Source organism: Salinispora fenicalii, assembly GCF_000514815.1.
In the GTDB taxonomy this organism is placed as follows: Bacteria; Actinomycetota; Actinomycetes; order Mycobacteriales; family Micromonosporaceae; genus Micromonospora; species Micromonospora fenicalii.
Window position 1 is genome coordinate 194,281 of sequence record NZ_AZWQ01000018.1, and the last position, 15,893, is coordinate 210,173.

The following is a 15,893-nucleotide window of genomic DNA, read 5'->3' on the forward strand; positions in this document are numbered from 1 at the left end:
CTTGAGTAACGTACCCGGGGCACCGGAAGGGCTACCCATTGGCGTGACCGAATGGCGGAAGAAACTGATGAATCCGACGATCGCCCTTCTCCCCAGCGCACTGCTCGGACCCGCCGTCTGGCAGCCGGTGCGGGATCAACTCCGCGCCGCCGGCCGAGACGTCATCGTCACCGGGGAGCAGACAGCGAGCGGAACCACCGTGGAGAAGGACGCGATCCTCCCGCCTCAGCAGGGGACCACCCCGGTGGCACCGCAGGGCCTCCGGGAAATGCTGCACACCCGCACCGGGCGGGACGGCAAGCTGCCGGTCTGGACCTCCTGGTGGCCACCGGAGGAGGTCGCCGCCGCGATCGCCCGGCTGCTCTGATCAGCACCGGCACCGACCTGCCGCCTCGAATCACGATCTCGCCGACCGCGTCACGGTGCGCTCTTGGCGGCGGCAGCGGTCTGGCGGGGCAGCGGCGCGGGGGTGTCGTAGCCGGCGGCCTGCAGGGTGAACAACTCGGCGTACCGACCGCCGGCGGCGAGCAGGTCGTCATGGTTGCCGGCTTCGACGAGCCGACCGTGGTGCAGGACGTAGATGCGATCCGCGTGGCGGACGTTGGCCAGCCGGTGGGTGATCAGGATGGTGATCCCGTGGCCCTGCCGGTCGCGGATGGCCTGGAACAGGGCGTCCTCCGCCCGCGGGTCGAGCGCCGAGGAGGGCTCGTCCATGATGAGCAGGTCGGCGTCGCGCAGGAAGCCCCGGGCGGCCGTGATGCGTTGCCACTGCCCACCAGAGAGGTCCTGCCCGCCGGCGAAGGTCCGGTCGAGCAGGGTCTCGTAGCCGTGCGGCAGCTCTTTAATCATGTTGTGGGCGACGGCACGGCTGGCGGCGGCCTCGATGCGGTCGGACTGCGGGGTGGTGGTGAGGTCGCCGATGGCGATGTTCGTGGCGGCGGTGAACGGCCACTTGTGGTATTCCTGCGTCACCACCGCGATCCGGGCCCGTAACGCGTCGGTGTCCCAGTCGTCGGTGGGCCGTCCGTTGTAGCGGATGGTCCCGCCGGTGGGCGTCCGCAGGGTGGCGATCATCGTGGCGAGGGTGGACTTGCCAGAGCCGTTCTCCCCCACGAACGCCACCGTCTGCCCCGCCGCGATACTCAGGCTGACCTGGTCAACGGCGGCGGTGTCCCGGTCGGGGTAGCGCAGGCTGACCGCATCCACCGCGACCGCCCGCAACCGCTGCGGCACCGAGCGGCCGGCGTCGCCGGTACGCGGCTCGGGCAGGCAGTCAGCGTCACCGGTACGCGGCTCGGGCAGGTAGTCAGCGGCGCGGGTCATGAAGCCGGTGTAGTCGCGGAAGTGCTGGCCCTCGGTGTAGGCGCGGTCCATCTGGAAGGTGACCACCGCCAGGGATCGCTGCGCGGACTGCACGGCGATGACGCCGGTAGCCGCGGCGGCGAGGGGAATGTGCCCTTCGACCAGCAGGAAGCCGAGCAGCACGTAGACCACGGCGGTGGCGATCCCACCGATCATCGCGCCGACGGTGGTGGTCGTGGTGACCCGGCGGGCCAGGGCGAGCTGAATCCCGGTCTCGACCCCCATCACCCGGTCGTACTGGTCGAGCAGGAAGGACCGCAGCCCATAGCTGCGCAGCTCGGGGGCGGAGTCACGTTCGGCCATCAACCGGTGCAGCAGCCACAACCGCCGCCGCCGCACCGACCCCGCCGCGTACGTCTGATAGCGCAGGTGCCCGGCGCGCAGCGACGCCCAGCCGTTCGGCACCGTGGCCACCAGCAGGGCAACCAGCAGCAGCGGGTGGATCACCACGACGGCGACGGCGACGGCGAGCACGCCGGTGAGGCCGGCGAGCAGGTTCACCGACGCCTGCACCAGACCGGTGGTGGAGTCCGCGCCCCGGGAGGCCCGCTCCATGTCGTCGGCGAAGGCGTCCGCGTCGAACGCCTCCAACCGGACGGCCGTGGTCACCTCGAACAGGCCCCGTTCCACCTCCCGGTCGACCTTCGGGCTCAGGCCGTTCTGGGCGTACCCCATCGCGGTGGCCATGCTGGCGCGCAACGCGGTCACCGCCGCGAGGGCGACCAGGGCGGGCAGCGCGGCGAGCACCTTGTCGGCGGTCGGGCCCCCGGCGAACAACTCCACCAGCACCCGCTGCGCGGCGAGGAGCCCGAAGGCGGCCAGCACTCCGGCGCCCACCGTGGTGGCCGCCACGATCGAGGTGCGGAGCCGGTCGGCCCGCCAGCTGACGGCCAGCGCCGCGCCCACCAGTCGGGGCAGCTCGGAGAAGACCGCGAAGAGACCGGCCTGCGCCCGCGCTCGTACCCCGGTCTCCCACCACATCTGGCGGAGCTCCGGTAAGGCCGGGCCCCGCACACCCTCGGCATCGGGACACGAGTCTCGCTGGGTCGGCTTGGGCTGATCGGACGCGCGATCGGGCAGGCTGGTTGTCGGCATGCGGGAAACGTAGGTCCGGCCAGGAGGACACGCCCGCAGCACCGCGCGCCAACAATGTCGGCAGCCGCGACACCGATTCCGACATCACCCGAACGCGTCGGCGGCGGCGGACGGAAGTGTCACCGCCGACAGCTACGGTGTTCGCTCATCGTGACCGCGACCCGGGGGTGGCAGCGATGCGCGACACCGACGACACCAGGTCCGCCCGTCGCGCCCTCGGCCGTCGCCTCGCCGAGCTGCGCCGGGCCGCCGGGCAGACCCAGCACGGTCTCGCTCGACTGGTCCAATACGGACGCAGCTCCGTGGCGAACACCGAGACCGGTCGCCAGCACCCGGAACGGCCCTTCTGGACCCGCTGTGACGAGGCGCTGCGCACCGGCGGGGTGCTCACCGCCGAATATGACCGCATCGCCAGCCGGGAGCACCGCCACCGCGCGGTCCCGCCGCGCGGTGGCGGTGCCGCCCCGACCAGCGGCCCCCCAGCCACGTGGCGGGAGACCGTGGACGGCACCGAAGGCTATTCACCGGCCGCTCTCGTGGACCGGCTCTGTCTCCTACGCCACGATGTGGACCGCGCGATCATCGCGCTGACCTGGCTCGGCTACCACCCCACCGCGACGATCAACCACTCCGGGTCGCCCGCGGAGATGAACGAGGACTGGTCCGCGACATCGTCGTAGGGGAAGCCGTAGGAGAGGCCGTCGAGGGACTGCTCGTGCCAGAACTTCGCGTAGTAGTTCGCCGGTGCCTGCTGGTAGAAGAGGTTCGGGTCCTCCCACTGCGACCGGGGCAGGTGGGCGACGTGCCGGTTCAACGCGGCACAACCGTCCGGGTCACTTGCCAGCGGTCCGGAGCACCCGAAGATCTGGGCGGTGGTGGCGGGGATACCGACCGACGACGCGTACCCGCTCAGGTAGTCGGCGTATTGACCGCCCGAGCGGAACTGGGGCGTGTTGCCGGGGGACGGCACACGATAGGGCGCCTCGATCGTGGCGAGGTGCTTGAACTCGGCCGGCATCGCGTCGGAGAAGCGCTGGAACGTCGTGTCGCGGTCCTCGGCGAAGATCGCCTCGGTCTCGCCGACCGCTTTGTCGTATCCGCCACCGGCGCGGAGCCGCATCGCGAGTGGGAGCCCGAACGCGTCCACCCGGGTGGTGTTGCCGTTGAAGCGGTCGGTGGCGACGGTGAACTCGACGAAGTCCCGATACTGGCTGTTGGGTGAGCCGAGGTAGAGGTACATCCGGCCGGCCGAGTTCGCCGGCATGTCGATGTACGGCTGTTCGGCGATGGAGCGGGTCTGGCCGCCGAAGCTCCAGTACACCTGGCTGTCGGGGTAACGTCCGTTGGTGCGGTTCAGGATCTTGACCGTGAGGACGTTCTGGGCGGGTGGGATCGTGCTGGTGTCACCCCAGAAGTCGTCGCTCGGCGGTGGGTCCGACTCCGCCGTACGCACCACGAACTCCCAGAGCGAGTAGCCGTACGGGGTGTTGCGGGCGGTGCCGTACATCCGCACGTACCGTCCCGTGCCGGCGACATCGAGTGTCTGCACGCCGCCGGCGCCGGTCGTGGTGGCGTAGCGGGTGGTCCACGGTCCAGCCGGACTGTCGGCGGTCTGCAGCTCGAACGCCCGCGCGGAGGCCGCCTCCCATCTCAGGACGACCTGGCAGATGGTCCGGACCGCGCCGAGGTCGACCCGAAGCCACTGCGGGTCGGCGAAGGCGCTCGACCAGCGGGTGGCGACGTTGCCGTCCACGGCCGCCGTGGCCGGGGTGGCGGCGGTCTCGACCGAGGAGGCCGCCACGTCCCGACCGAGTGCGGCATTACCCGTGCAGGTGGAGCCGCTCGTGCCGTAGACCTCGAACTCCCACAGGGAGTAGCCCCACTCGGTGCCCCGGTCGGTGCCGTAGAGCCGGACGTAGCGCCCGGTGCCGCTGACCGTGAGGTTCTGGGTGCCGCCTGTCCCGGCGGCCGTCTGGTAGATCGTCTGCCAGGGGCCGGCGGGGCTTGCCGAAACCTGGAGCTGGAAGGCACTTCCGTAGGCGGCCTCCCACCGCAGGGTCACCTGGCTGATCGTGGCGGCGCTGCCCAGGTCAACCTGGAGCCACTGCGGGTCGCTGAACTCGCTCGACCAGCGGGTGTTCGGATCGCCGTCGGTGGCGGCGGTGGCCGGTGTGTCCGCTAGTTCGACTGAGGAGGCGGTGGTCGGCTTTCCCTGGGAGAGCAGGACGGCTGCGGCCTGGGCCCGCTGGGCGGGCAGTGTCAGGACGGTGGCGAGCAGGATGAGCGGGACCGCGAACGCCAGCGCGAGGCGGTAACGGGGACGGTGGGAGATCAGGCGAGCTGTCGGCATGACGGGCTCCCGGACGGGTGATGGTGGCAGAGAGCGCTCTCAGCGTCATCGATACACTCGAATTAGTCAAGCGGCCTGAGCTGCGCGATCACCAGATGATCCGTCTCCGAGCCACTGAGCACCTGCTGCCGTACGGCGGTGAAGCCGGCCTCGTGCAGCAACCCGACGAGTTCGTCGTGGCCGTAGGCCCGGCCGCCCTGGGTGTGGAAAAGGTTCAGGCTGAACATCCGGACGAACGCCGCGCCCAGACCGGCCGTCGGCTGCTCCGGCGCCGTGGCGAGCGGTTCGAGCAGGGCCACCCGGCCGCCGGGGCGCAACGAGGCGGCGACCCGACGCAGCAGGGTCAGCGTCTCGGCCGCCTGGTATCCGTGCACGACATTGAAGAGCAACGCCAGATCGTGACCGGTACCAAAGTCGGCCTCGAAGAGGTCACCCGCCCGTAGCGTGCACCGGTCGGTCAGGCCGGCGGCGGCGACGGTCTCCGCCCCCTGGGTCAGCGCACCAGCCAGGTCCACCACGGTGGCCCGCAGTTGCGGGTGTGCGGTAAGGAAGGCCACCGGATAGCTCGCGTGCCCGCCACCGACATCCAGCAGGCTACGCGCGTCGGCCGGCACCGGCAGCAGCTCGACGATCTCCGCACTGAGCCCGTCGGCGAGTCGACGCAGCATGGTCTGAAAGTCCGCCAGGACCTCCGGTCGCTGCTCCAGCCAGGCGTAGAAGTCACCGGTCGGAGTTCCGGAACAGATCGACGACTCCAGGTCATGCCACCAACCGGTGAGCAACGCCGACCAGAAGGCGAGCACCGGCGCGAAGCTGTCCGGGGCGGCCCGCAGGAGCCAGCGGGTCGTGTTGGCGCTGTTGGCGTACTGATCGTCGGCGTGGACCAAATAGCCGAAGCTGGTCAACGCGTCGAGCAGGATCCGCAGACCGAGTGGATCAGTGCCGATACGGACGGCGAGCCGCTCAACCGGAAGCGGGCCGCCGGCCAACTCCTCGAAGACTCCCAGCCGAAGTGCGGCGCCGGCACTACGGAAGGAAACCGCGTCGAGCAGGTCGAGAAATGCGGCGGGGGCGGCGTCGGAGGCGTGAAACTGCTGCGCCTCCTCCGGGCTCAACGGCACCGGCATGGCAGAACTCCTTCAGGTGGCGGGTTGGCGGTCGGCGGAGACGTGCTCGGGACCCGAGGTGTCGTCGGGGAGATCGTCGGGCCCCGGGGGGTCGGGGAGATCGTCGGGACCCGAGGTCTCGTCGGGCAGCGCGTCGGGAAGATCGTCGGCGGCGCGCAGCACCGGTCGGGTCCAGGCGAACGCGGCGAGGAGCACCATCGTCACGCCGGTGACCGCGAAGAGCAGCGCGATACCGCGGCCCTCCCCGGTGCCGATCACCCGGCCGACCGAATCGGCGAGCGCCCCCTCCGGACGCAGCAGCGGCTCGAAGAGGCCGTCGGCGATCGGCCCGGCCAGCACGTACGCCAGCGGCACACTGGCGTCCCCGATCACCCGGGCGGTGGCGAGCACCCGACCCAGCACGGAGGGCTCGGTCTTGGTCTGAATCAGGGTCATGGTGGAGCTGTTCACGATCGGCAGGGTGAAGAGGAAGAGCGGGGCCACCACCCCGATCAGCCAGGCGGACGGGGCCGCCGCGTGCAGTGCGAGCGCCACTCCCCCGAGCGCGAGTCCACCGCAGACAGCGGTGACCCGGCGCGTCGGCCCGCCCCACACTCCCATCACCAGGCTGCCGGCGAAGAGACCGGCGCCCCCCGCTGACATCAGCAGGCCGAGGGTGTCCGCCGTGGCGAACGAGAGGACCAGTGGCTGCACCAGGACCCCGGCGATGCCGAAGAGAAAGTTGAAGGCGCCGAAGACCACCATGAGCGCAAGCAGGCTCGGCCGTTGCCGCAGATACCGCCAGCCGGCAGCGGCTCCCCGTAGTACCGCCTCGGCGGGGCCGGATCCGGCCGGGCGGGTCACCTCGACGGGTAGCCGGACCAACAGCAGGGTCGAGGCCGCGACCACGAACGTACCCAGGTCGATCGCCATCACCCCGCCGATCCCGACGGTCACCACGAGCACCCCGGCGATCAGTGGCGCGGCGATCTGCACCGCCCGGGACATCTGCATCAGCCCGTTGATCCGGCCCAGCTGCCGCTTGCCGACCAGCGCCGGGGTCATCGCCTGGTAGGCGACCTGATGCACAGCGGATGCGGTGGCGCTCACCGCGGTACCCAGATAGATGTGCCATACCTGGAGGGCGTCGACGGCGACCAGCGCGGCGAGCGCCGCCGTCCCGGCGGCAGCCACGGTGTCGGCGACCAGCATCAAGCCGCGGCGGTCCCGCCGGTCGGCCAGCGCCCCGGCGAACGGCGCGATCAGGACCGCCGGCAGGGTGGCGGCGAGGAAGATCAGCGAGAACTGGGTGACCGAACCGGTGCGCTGATAGACCCAGACCCCGAGGACGAACGCGGTAAGGCTCGACCCGATCAGGGAGACGAGCTGGCCGAGCCAGATCGCGGCCCACCGGGCGGTGGGCACCGTGCGCTCAACCATGGGCACTCCCGGGCGGTGGGTCGAGGAAACCGGCGGCCACGAACGCCGACAGGTAGGTGTGCAGCAGCCGCTCGTCAGCCGGCGGGCAGGTGATCCCGGCCGCCGCGAGCGTCGCCTCGGTGCCGGTGCAGTCGAAGTCCGGCTGCGTCCGAACCGGGGTGTCCACCTCGAAGAGCGGGGCGAGCTGGGCCAACGCAGCGTCCGGCCGGTCCAGCAGCGCCGCCCGCCAACGCGGGTACGGCACCGAGGTCACCGGGTAACCGAAGCTGGCCAGTGCGGCGGTCAGGGCGGCGTACGACATGGTCTGGTTGTTGTAGTAATGGTGATCCGTCGTCGCCCCCGCCCGGGTCAGGTGCCCGATGCCGGCCCCGACGTAGTTGACCGGTGCGAGGTCGGCGGGGTCGTCGATCTCCGGTACGGCGCCGAGCTGCACGCAGGTCTTCAACAGCCGGCTGAAGTAGTCGTCGGTGTTGCCGCAGCCGTTGCCGGCATCCCCGGTGATCCGGGCGGGCCGGTGCACGCTGACCGGCAGCCCCCGTTCCCGGGCGGCCCGAACCAACTCGTCGGCCACCCACTTGCTGGCGTTGTAGCCGTCGGGGAGCCCGTCGCAGTCGGCCGGGACATCGCCCTCACGCACGAGGGTGCCCCGGTGCGACGGGGTGACGAAAACCCCGAGGGTGGAGACGAAGTGGACCGCGCTCGGGCGACCGGTGCTGGCCAGTCGGAGCACCTCAACGGTGCCGCCGACGTTGGCCGGGCGCAGCGTCGAGTACGGCGCGACGAAGTTGACCACGCCGCCGTTGTGCACGATCGCGTCCAGCCCCTCGCCCAGCTCGGCGAAGTCCGCACCGCTCAGGCCGAGCCGGGGTGCGCCGAGGTCGCCCGGGACGCCGATCAGACGGGCGGCGTACTCCGGCCGCCAGAGGCCGTACCGGCGTAGGTTGCCGCGGACCCGGTCAAGTGCGGCGGTCGGCGTGTCCGCCCGGACCAGACAGTGCACGGTGGCGGTGCTGTTGGCGAGCCAGTCGGCGAGCAGGTACGCCCCGAGGAATCCGGTCGCCCCGGTGCAGAGCACCGCACGTACCGGCGCAGCCGACATCCCGGACGGTACGACCAGGTCAGCGGGGAGTCGCGCCTCGGCGCGGAGCAGGTCAACGCCGCTGTCCTGGGCGGGCTCGACTCCGTCAAGAACGGCGGCGAGGTCGGCGAGGTCGGCGGTGGAGAAGAGTGCCCGCAGCGGCAGCTCCACCCCGAGCGCGGCCCGAACCCGGGTCGCCAGACCCGCGGCGAGCAGTGAGTGTCCACCAAGGTCGAAGAAGTTGTCGTGCCGGCCCACCTGGCCGGTGTCGAGCAGCTCGGCCCAGATACCAGCGAGCGTCTTCTCGGTCGGGGTGGTCGGCGGCTCGTGCGCTGGTCGGTCGGTCTCCTCCGGTCGGGGCAGGGCGGCCAGGTCGAGCTTGCCGTGCCGGTTGGTGGGCAGGTCGGGTACCCGGATGAGGGCGGTGGGGACGAGGTACTCCGGCAGCCGGCGGCGCAGCGCGATCCTCGCCTCGGAGCCAATCGGGGTGGCGTCGTCCCCGACCAGGTAGGCGACGAGCCGAGGGCCGGCCGGGGCATGATCGACAATCACGGCGGTACGGCGTACCCCGGGCAGGGCGGCACAGGCCGCCTCGACCTCGCCGATCTCGATCCGATGGCCCCGGATTTTGACCTGTTGATCGGTCCGGCCGAGGAATTCGAGGCTACCGTCAGCACGATGCCGGGCGAGGTCGCCGGTGCGGTAGAGCCGCGACCCGGCGGGGCCGTACGGGTTCGGGACGAAGCGGTTCGCAGTTTCGCCGGGATTGTCGAGGTATCCGCGGGCAGGGGCGGTGCCCCCGATCCAGACCTCGCCGGCGAGGCCGATCGGCACCGGCCGCAGGTTGGGATCGAGGACGTGCACCTGAACGTTGGGCACCGGGCGGCCGACCGGCAACCGGGTCAGGCCGGGCAGCTCGACGCCGTCCACGGTGGCGTAGGTGGTGGCGCAGACGGTCGCCTCGGTCGGGCCGTAGTGGTTGTGCAGGGTGACCCGGCCGGCGGTGAGTCCCGCCCAGCGGCGCACCGTCGCCAGGTCCACGGGTTCCCCACCGACCATCATGGCGCGCAACGTGCCGACGTCCGGCGCACCGGGCTGCGCGGCAAGGTCGGTGACCCAGCGGGCCCAGAGCGGCGCGGCGGTGTCAACCAGGGTGAGGCCGTGTGCCCGGCACAGCTCGACCAGGCCCGCGCCGGTGATCGCGGCCGGCTGCCGGTGTACCACGATCATGGCCCCGCTGACCAGGGCCGGGAAGAGGTCACCGACGGAGGCATCGAAGCTCAGTGGGGGCAGCATGAGCAGCCGGTCACCCGGACCGATGCGGTGCAGGTCGATGAAGGCCAGGGCCAGGTTTACGGCGGTGCGGTGGCTGACCATCACCCCCTTCGGCGTGCCGGTGGAGCCGGAGGTGTGGATGACGTAGGCGAGCTGGTCCGGGTGGACCGCCCGGGGAGCAGCAGGCGCCGTTTCCCCGGTCGGGCCGGCTTCCGCCGGTTGACCATCAGCACCAACAGCGAGCACGGTACCGACGTACGGCGGGTCGTCGTCGCGCGCGTCCGGCGCGGCGGCCAGGGTGGCGGCGAGCTCGACCTCGGCCAGGCAGACCGGTGCACCGGCGGCGGTGAGTAGGGCACGCAGCCGGGCCGGGGGATGGCTGGGGTCCACCGGAAGATAGCCGGCGCCGGCCTTGAGGATCGCCAGGATGCCGGTGACGGCGGCACGGCCGGCGGCCAACGCGAGCCCCACCGGCTGGTCGGGGCGGACCCCGCAGCGGCGCAGGTGTGCGGCGAGCCGGTCGGCATCGGCGTCCAGCTGCCCGTAGGTCACGGCCGGCCGGTCCGGCTCGCCCGGGCTGATGTCCAGCAGGGCCGGCGCGTCCGGGTCGGCCGCCGCCCGCGCGCTGACCAGCTCGTGCAGCCCCGAGCCATCCGGGTACGCCCGGTCGGTGTGGTTCCAGGAGGCCAGGTCGTGTCGCTCAGCGGGGCCGACCAACTCCAGCGCGGAGAGCGGCAGTTGTGGCCGGGTGGCCAACGCCCAGAGCACGGACCGGAACCGGTCGACGAACCGGTCGATGGTCGCCTGGTCGAAGAGGTCGGTGTTGTAGTCGACCATGGCGTTGAGGCCGGCCGGGGACTCGTACACCGCCACGGTGAGATCCATCCGGGCGGTGTTCCGCAGCACCGGCACCGGGCGGACGGCGAGACCCGCCGGCGGGCTGGCGGCACTGTCCTGGTTCAGGACCAGCATCACCTGGAAGAGTGGATTGCGGCTCGGGTCGCGGGGCAACCGCATGGTTTCGATGATCCGCTCGAAGGGCAACTCGGCATGCGCCATCGATTCCACACAGGTACGCCGGACCCGGGCCAGTGCCTCGGCCAGCGTCGGGTCCCCGGACAGGTCAGTACGCAGCGGCAGACTGTTGACGAACAGGCCGACCAACTGCTGCTGCTCGGGGTTGGTGCGCAGCGTCACCGGAGCACCGACGCAGACATCGTCGGTGCCCGCGAGGCGGGCCAGCAGCACCTGGAGACCGGCGAGCAGAACCATGAAGCGGGTGCAGCCGGTCCGCTGCGCCACACCGTCAAGTGCCGCGATCAGGTCGTCGGTGAGAGCGAAGCTGTGGTTGCTGCCGGCGAAGGTCAGGGTGGCAGGTCGCGGACGGTCGGTCGGCAGGTCGAGCAGGCCGGAACAACCAGCCAGCTGGTCGGTCCAGAACTCGCGTGACCGGTCGGCGGCGGCGCTGGCCAACCAGTCCCGCTGCCAGAGCACGTGGTCGGGGAAGTGCGTGGCCGGCCGAGTGGTCGGGGCGGCTGCCCCGGTGAGCCGGCGGTGGTGGCCGTCGAGTAGCCCGGTGAGCACGATGTCGAAGGACAGCTCGTCGGCGATGATGTGGTGCAGGGCGACCACCAACAGGTGCTCGTCGCTGTCCAGCTGCCCTAACCGGACCCGCAGCAGGGGGCCCCGGCCCAGGTCGAACGGTGTTTCACTCTCCCGGCTGGCAACTTCGGCCACTGCGGACTCGCGGGCGGCGGGCGGCACCGTGGTCAGGTCCTCCACGACCACCTGACATCGGGCCGCCGGGTCGGTGGCGGGCAGGATGACCTGCTCCACCTCCCCATCCCGCTGCACGAACCTGGTCCTGAGGGCGTCGTGCGCGGCGACGACCTCGTCGAGCGCGGACTGCAGCGCGACGAGGTCCAACCGGCCGGTGACCTGCACCGCCCGGCTGAGCACGTATGCCGTGCTTCCCGGCTGGAGTTGGTCGAGAAACCACATGCCCTCCTGCATCGGGGAGAGCGGCACCCGGGCATCCGGGTCCCGAGGCGGAATCCCGGCCGGCTGCACCTGGCGGGCCAGACCCCGGCGGGCCATCAGTTCCTGGATCAGCCGTTCACGGTCGGTCCCGGAGGCGTTCATTCCGCCCCTCCCAGCAGGGCCCGTAGTTCCTCGTCGGAGAGGTCGGCCACCTCCGTCCGAAGGGCAGCGACGGCATCGGTCCGGCCGGCTACCTCCTCCGTGGAGCGCAACGCGCGGGCCATCGCGTCGATCGTCGGTGCCTCGAAGAGGATCCGGATCGGCACCTCCGTCTCCAGCGCGGCGCCGATCCGGCTCAACGCCTGCGCGCCGAGGAGAGAGTGGCCACCGAGGCGGAAGAAGTCGTCGTGCACACCGATCCGCTCGACCTGCAGTACCTCCTGCCAGACTCCGGCGAGTACCTGCTCGAGGGCGTCGCGGGGGGCGACCCGCTCCACCCGCGAGTCGGTCCACGTGGGGGCGGGCAGGGCGTTCCGGTCCACCTTGCCGTTGCCGTTGAGCGGCAACGCGGTCATCGGCACCAGGGTCGCGGGCAGCATGTACTCCGGCAGCCGGCCGGCCAGGTCGGAGCGGACCTGGTCGGCGAGGGATTCCGGGTCGGCCCCGGACGCCGGCACGGCGTACGCCACCAGGCGGGTGTCGCCGTCCCCGCCGGCCCAGGTGCCGACCACCGCGTCCGCGACCAGATCGTGGCCCCGGAGCAGGGACTCGATCTCGCCCAGCTCGATCCGGAACCCGCGCACCTTGACCTGATGGTCGGTGCGGCCGAGGAACTCCAGCCGGCCGTCAGCGCGCTGCCGGGCCAGGTCACCGGTGGCGTAGAGCCGGGCACCGGGGTGGTCGGCGAACGGGTCGGGGACGAACCGACCGGCGGTCAGGCCGGGCCGGCCGTGGTATCCGCGCACCACACCGGACCCGCCGATGTGAATTTCTCCCACCACACCCACCGGCACCGGCTGGTACGCCTCGTCGAGCAGGTAGATCCGGGTGTTGGCGATCGGCGAGCCGAGGTCCACCGCGGCCGGGGCCGGCGCCACGGGGGCCGCCGCGGACCAGACGGTGGTTTCGGTGGGCCCATAGCAGTTCCACAGGGTCACGCCGTCGGCCTGCAGGGCATCGGCGAGGTCCCGGGGCAGGGCCTCACCGCCGCAGAGGCGCAGCCGCAGCGCCGGCGGCACCCCGCCGGACGCCAGCAGCAGGCGCCAGGTCGCCGGGGTGGCCTGCATGGCGGTGATCCCCGCTTCGGTGAGCCGACGACGCAGGGCCGGCCCGTCGCCGACCTCGTCGGCGCCCACGACCAGCAGCGGGACGTCCAGCAGCAGCGGCACCAGCAGTTCCAGCACCGAGATGTCGAACGACAGGGTGGTGACCGCGGCGAACCGGTCCTCGGGCGTCAAGTCCAGGTCATCGTGGAAGGAGGCGACGAGGTTGGTCACGCTGCGGTGCGGGACCGCCACCCCTTTCGGTCGACCGGTCGACCCCGAGGTGTAGATCAGGTATGCCAGTGCGTCCGGATGCGCCGGGACCGCCGGAAGTGGCTCCGCCCGGCCGGGGTCGTCGGTGGCATCGTCGAGCAGCACCGTCACCGAACCCGCCAGCACCGGGCCGAGCCGCGCGACGACCGCCCGGTGGGTCAGCACGACCCGGGTGCCGGAGTCGGCGAGCAGGTGGCGCAGCCGATCCGGGGGCAGAGTGGGGTCGAGCGGTAGGTAGCCGGCACCGGCCCGCCACACGCCCAGCACCGCGGCGACCATGTCGACCCCGCGATCCAGGCAGATGCCGACCGGGGTGTCCGGGGCGACACCGGCGGCAAGCAGTTGCCGGGCGATCTGTCCGGCCCGCCGGTGCAGCTCAGCCCGGTCCACGGCCCCGTCCGGACCGATGACGGCAGGCGGAGCGCCGGGCTCGGCGGAGTCGGTGGGGAGCAGGTCCAGGAGGGTGTCGACCGGCAACGTACCCCGGTCGGTTTGATTCCACTCGACCACGGCACGCCACCGCTCCACTCCGCTGAGCAGCGGAAGCCGCGTCAGGGGACGATCCGGCTCGGCGACCGCCGTGTCCAGCAGGGTGCACAGGTGCCGGGCCAGCCGGTCAACCGTGCCGACGTCGAACAGTTCGGCGTCGTACTCGAAGGCCAACTGCAGGGCGCCCTTGTCGGTCAGCTCACCGGCGAGGGTGATGTCGAACTTGGCGGTGCCGCTGTCGACCTGCAGGGGGCTGGTCGTACAGCCGGCGAGACTAAAGGCGTTCTGCGGTGCGTTCTGCAGGATCAGTTGGGCCTGGAAGATCGGTGCGTGGGCCAGACTGCGTTCTGGCTGCATCTCCTCAACCACCCGCTCGAACGGCACCTCGGCGTTGCCGAGACCGACGAGGGTGACCTCCCGTACCCGCTCAACAAGCTGCCGTAGCGATGGGGAGCCGGCGGACGACACCCGCAGGGCAAGCGTGTTGACGAAGAAGCCGACCAGCCGCTCCAGGTCGGGATGTTCCCGGCCGGCGACCGGGGTACCGATCACGATGTCGTCCTGCCCGCTGTGTCGGGACAACACCGCCTGGAACACGGCGAACAGGGTCATGAACATGGTGACCCCGGCACCCTGGTTGAACTCCTCAACGCGGCGAACGGTCGCCGCCGGGACGGTGACGTAGTGACAGGCACCCCGATACGAGCGATTGGCCGCGCGGGGCCGGTCGGTCGGGAGGCTGAGCAGGGCCGGCGCCCCACGCAAATGCGAAACCCAGTGGTCGAGCTGTCGACGCAGCGCGTCACCGGCGAGCCGCTCCCGCTGCCAGACGGCGAAGTCGGCGTACTGCGTGGGCAGGTCGGGCAGGTCGGCCGGGACACCCGCCAGTGCGGCCGCGTACGCGGTCTCCAACTCCTGAAAGAGCACCCCGATCGACCAGGCATCGAAGACGATGTGGTGCACGCAGAACGCCACGTGATGCCGATCCGGGTCCGTCCGGATCACCGCCACCCGCAGCAGCGGGCCTGCGGCCAGGTCGAACGGTTGCCCGGAGTGCGCTCGAACGAGCGCGGTGGCCTCGACCTCACGCTGCTCCGCCGGCAGCCCGGTCAGGTCTGTCTCGGTGAGATCCACCTCGCCGGTCGGTCGCACCACCTGTACCGGTTCGCCGCCGGATTCGCTGAACGTGGTACGCAGCGCCGCATGCCGGTTGACGAGCGTGGTCAGCGCGGTACGCAGCGCCGCGACGTCCAGTGGCCCGTGCACCTGGAAGGCGACCGGGATGTTGTAGACCGGGATGCCCCCGGTGAAGCGGTCCAGGAACCACAGCCGCTGTTGGCCGAAGGAGACCGGGTAGCTACGGGGCGCCTGGGCCCGTTCGGCGAGCAAACGGGCCAGCAGGGCACGCTTGCCGCCGCTGCCGGGCGTGGTGGAGTCGGCGGTCGTCATCGAACCCCCTGATTCGTGTTCGCGTGCGAGGTGCCGGCATCGGCGCGGGGTTCGGGTATCGGCAGGCCATGCCGCTGCGCTGCCGCCTGGACCTGCCCACGCAGCGACGCCGGGCCCCCGTGCCCGAAATACCGCAGGTAGCTGGCGAAGGTCGCCGGGTCGTCGGCGAGGAATGGCAGATCACTGGCGACCATGTGCCGGACCACCAGCATCGGCACCGGGCTCCGCAGCGGCCGGAAGTCCGTGTTCCACAGGCCGCCCTTGGCCGGCGGTCCGTCGTGGAACTCACCGAGCATCAACCCCTGATCGGTGTAGTGCGGCTTGAGCCGCTCCTGGGTCCGATCCACGACCTCCCGGGCGACATCGTCCGGCAGGTCCGGGAGCGTCAGCAAGATCGTCTTGAACTGGGCGGACGGACCGGTGAGCGGGTCCAAGTGGTGGAACCACTCCCGGTAGACGGCGAGCACCTTGTCCAGCTCGGCCTCGTCGGCGGTCTTCCCCCGATGAACGGCCAGGTAGAAGATCTTCCGGTCCAGGGAGCCCTGGGCGTACGGACAGACCGGGCCCTTGCGGCCCAGCTCCGGATGGGGTTGACAGAGGTACTCCCGGGCCCAGGCGACCACGGACCGCACCTGGTCGACCGCCCCGACCAACAGCGGGTGCAGCGGGTCGGCGTGCAGGTCGGACTCAGTGAGCAGGATCTGTTCGGCGTTCATCGGATGCGTCAGCACAGC

At 71.4% G+C, this 15,893-nt stretch carries 8 protein-coding genes and 1 pseudogene; 2 read left to right on the forward strand and 7 right to left on the reverse strand.

The window, feature by feature from the left end; all coding sequences use genetic code 11:
* Positions 1–67 precede the first annotated feature (67 nt).
* Positions 68–346: pseudogene (locus tag B116_RS24860) on the forward strand (hypothetical protein); the annotation flags it as partial.
* A 71-nt stretch (positions 347–417) separates the two neighbouring features.
* Here B116_RS24860 and B116_RS0108975 read toward each other — a convergent pair.
* Entirely contained in the window at positions 418–2,457 is a 2,040-nt protein-coding gene (locus tag B116_RS0108975) for an ABC transporter ATP-binding protein (RefSeq protein WP_033667444.1), read from the reverse strand.
* A gap of 176 nt (positions 2,458–2,633) precedes the next feature.
* Here B116_RS0108975 and B116_RS0108980 point away from each other — a divergent pair, with 176 nt between their 5' ends.
* A complete protein-coding gene (locus B116_RS0108980) occupies positions 2,634–3,137 on the forward strand; it encodes a helix-turn-helix domain-containing protein (protein ID WP_027659866.1) in 504 nt (167 codons plus the stop codon).
* Here B116_RS0108980 and B116_RS0108985 read toward each other — a convergent pair.
* The 6 genes from B116_RS0108985 to B116_RS0109010 all read right to left on the reverse strand — a co-directional run bounded on the left by B116_RS0108985 (position 3,059) and on the right by B116_RS0109010 (position 15,890).
* The gene (locus tag B116_RS0108985; protein WP_027659867.1) at positions 3,059–4,807 is read right to left on the reverse strand and encodes a galactose-binding domain-containing protein; all 1,749 of its coding nucleotides are present in this window, start codon (positions 4,805–4,807) and stop codon (positions 3,059–3,061) included. The genes B116_RS0108980 and B116_RS0108985 overlap by 79 nt on opposite strands.
* Before the next feature lie 62 nt (positions 4,808–4,869).
* The gene (locus B116_RS0108990) at positions 4,870–5,934 is read right to left on the reverse strand and encodes a methyltransferase (protein ID WP_018723978.1); all 1,065 of its coding nucleotides are present in this window, start codon (positions 5,932–5,934) and stop codon (positions 4,870–4,872) included.
* 12 nt (positions 5,935–5,946) lie between these two features.
* Positions 5,947–7,353: an MFS transporter gene (locus tag B116_RS0108995; protein WP_027659868.1), complete on the reverse strand. Its 1,407-nt coding sequence runs from the start codon at positions 7,351–7,353 to the stop codon at positions 5,947–5,949.
* Positions 7,346–11,848 (reverse strand): non-ribosomal peptide synthetase, encoded by a 4,503-nt coding sequence (locus B116_RS0109000; protein WP_027659869.1) that lies wholly within the window; start codon positions 11,846–11,848, stop codon positions 7,346–7,348. The genes B116_RS0108995 and B116_RS0109000 overlap by 8 nt, the downstream gene beginning before the upstream one ends.
* Complete coding sequence (locus B116_RS0109005) at positions 11,845–15,159, reverse strand: non-ribosomal peptide synthetase (RefSeq protein ID WP_027659870.1); 3,315 nt, start codon at positions 15,157–15,159, stop codon at positions 11,845–11,847. Before B116_RS0109005 ends, B116_RS0109000 begins: the two co-directional genes overlap by 4 nt.
* Positions 15,156–15,890 (reverse strand): DUF6875 domain-containing protein, encoded by a 735-nt coding sequence (locus tag B116_RS0109010; protein WP_018723974.1) that lies wholly within the window; start codon positions 15,888–15,890, stop codon positions 15,156–15,158. The genes B116_RS0109005 and B116_RS0109010 overlap by 4 nt, the downstream gene beginning before the upstream one ends.
* Positions 15,891–15,893 lie beyond the last annotated feature (3 nt).